Genomic DNA, 2,310 nt, shown 5'->3' with positions numbered 1-2,310 from the left:
GCCCCTGCCGGGTTCGTCGGGAGCTTCAGGGATCCGCACTACGTGCCCGAGGGCGTCCTCGCCGACGGCGGGTCGGCCGAGGAGTGTGCGGCCGGCTCCGTGCTCAGCTCAGCCCCAGAGTTCCTGGATGGTCGAGAACACCTTCTGGTTGTGCGAGAACTCGATCGTGTTCCCGTCGGGGTCGTTCACGGCGCAGATGTACCCGATGTGGGCGGCCATGTCCATCGGCTCCCACCGCAGGTTGCCCGTCTCGCGCGCCTTCGCCGCGACCGCGTCGACATCCTCGCGGTTGGGCAGCTCGATACCGATGTGCGCGAACGGCGCCAGCGTCGGCACCTTCTCGCCCGGCTCGATGCCGAAGCGGGCCCCGACCTCGGGAATGAACTCGGCGAGGACGAGGACGAGGGGTGAGTCGACCTGGCCCTTGTTCGACAGCCAGGCGCTGCGCCCGTTGCTGTCCGTGTTCCTGGTGACCAGCACCAGCGGGGTGATGTGCTCGTAGAACTCGATCGACTGGTCCAGATCGCTGACCGGGATGGCGACGTGGGTCCAGCGGGGTTCGGTCAGTTCTGCCATGGTTCGGCTCTCCTCATTCATGCGTTTCGTTGTTCATGCGTTTCGTTCGGCCCGGCCGCGACGCGCGGCCGTGTGGTCAGATGGTGAGCCACTTGGCCCGGTCGGGCAGGCCGGAGCGGGCCACGATGCCCTCGCCTGCGGTCTGGGCGCGGCGCAGCAGGTCGTCCTCGTCGATCGTCGTGCAGCGGTAGTCGTCCACGACGCGCCGCCCGTCGACGAACACGGTGTGTACGCCCCGCCCGTCGGCCGACCATACGAGCTGGTTGGCGACGTTGTGCAGTGGCCGCCACTCCGGCCGGTTCGTGTCGTGCAGGACCAGGTCGGCCTTCTTGCCCGTCTCGATCGAGCCGATCTCGTCCTCGGCCCGCAGTCCGCGGGCGCCGTTGCGGGTGGCCATCGCGAACGCGTCCTCGGCCGGGAAGATCGTGGCGTCGCGCCGGGCGTCCTTGAACAGGCCGGCGACCAGGTAGGTCGCGCGCATCAGGTCGTGGTAGTTCGAGGCGTTGTTGCCGTCGGTGCCGATCGCCACGTTCACACCGGCGGCGACCATCTCGGGGAACTTGCCGATCTGGGTCACGCCGTAGGACACCTTGAGCGCCGTGGTCGGGCAGTGCGACACGCTCGTCCCGGTCCTGGCGAGCAGCGCCACCTCGTCGTCATCGACATGGACGGCGTGGGTCAGGATCACGTTCGGGCCCAGCACGCCCAGTTCGTCGAGGTGCACCATCGGCCGTTGCCCGAACGCGGCGAGGAACCCCTCGGGATCCATCGCCGCCGGCGACATATGGGCGCTGAACCCGGTGCCGCACTCGACCGAAAGCCCCTTCGCGGCCCGCCACAGCTCGTCGCTGCAACAGGTGTGGCCGATGATGATCGGCCATGCCTGGATACGGCCATTGGCCACCGAGGCGTACCGTTCCATCGTGTCGTTCAGTCGCGCGATCGCCTGCGCGGTCGTGAGGCGCAGCACCGCCGGCTCGGGTACGAGATCCCACGCCCACGGTCCGACGCGGGCGCGGATGCCGATCTCGCTGAGGGCCTCGACGACCGGGTCGATGAACCGGACCGTGCCGGCCTCCAGGAACGCGGTCGTTCCGCTCTTGAGCATCTCCAGCGCCGCGAGCTGGGCCGAGATGTGTTCGTCCTCCTCGGTGTAGTGCGTGTGGATCGGCGTGAGCCACTCGAAGACGTTCTCCAGGAACGGGGTGTCGTCCGGGACGAAGCCGCGCGTCAGCGGTTCGCCGGTGATGTGCACATGGGTGTTGATCAGCCCCGGGGTGACGACGAACCGCTCGCCGGCGATGACGGTGTCGCTGTGCCACTGGGCGGTCACGTCGGCGGTCTTGCCGACGGCCACGATCAGGTCGTCCCGGATGGCGACCGCGCCGTCGCTGATCACGCGGCGGGAGTCGTCCATCGTCACGACGAGGGTGTTGACGATCAGGGTGTCGGCGGGTGCCGTGGCGTACGGGGAATTCACGAGGTGGCCTCCGGGGTGCGGGAGCGGATGAGGCGGACGTGCTGGCGCGGCACCGGCTCGAACGAGCCGGCCAACTCGGCTCCGGCCGCTTCGGCCCACGCGCGCAGGTCCGCGACCGTGACACCGAGCCCCGCTGTCGAGGCCAGCATCGTCAGTGACAGCAGCAGTTCGTGGCGGGCGGCGCCGCAGACGGCGCCGCGGTCCTCGCCGCTGCCGTCCTCGTCGCTGTCGCTGTCGCTGTCGCCGTCGTGGCG

Annotated in this window: 3 protein-coding genes; all 3 read right to left on the bottom strand. The window is 69.4% G+C overall.

What is annotated here, in order from left to right:
- Window positions 1-108: 108 nt before the first annotated feature.
- Window positions 109-576 carry a VOC family protein gene (locus ACWF94_RS38975; RefSeq protein ID WP_453499792.1) on the bottom strand — a complete coding sequence of 156 codons (468 nt, stop codon included), beginning with the start codon at window positions 574-576 and terminating at the stop codon, window positions 109-111.
- A gap of 76 nt (window positions 577-652) precedes the next feature.
- On the bottom strand, window positions 653-2,056 hold the full coding sequence (locus ACWF94_RS38970) for an amidohydrolase family protein (protein ID WP_453499790.1): 1,404 nt from the start codon (window positions 2,054-2,056) through the stop codon (window positions 653-655).
- Window positions 2,053-2,310, bottom strand: a 258-nt coding sequence (locus ACWF94_RS38965; RefSeq protein ID WP_453499788.1) for a hypothetical protein, incomplete at its 5' end; no start/stop codon positions are given. The genes ACWF94_RS38970 and ACWF94_RS38965, both read right to left, overlap by 4 nt.

Source organism: Streptomyces sp. NPDC055078, assembly GCF_053607985.1.
This window is presented reverse-complemented; position numbering and strand designations above follow the sequence as displayed.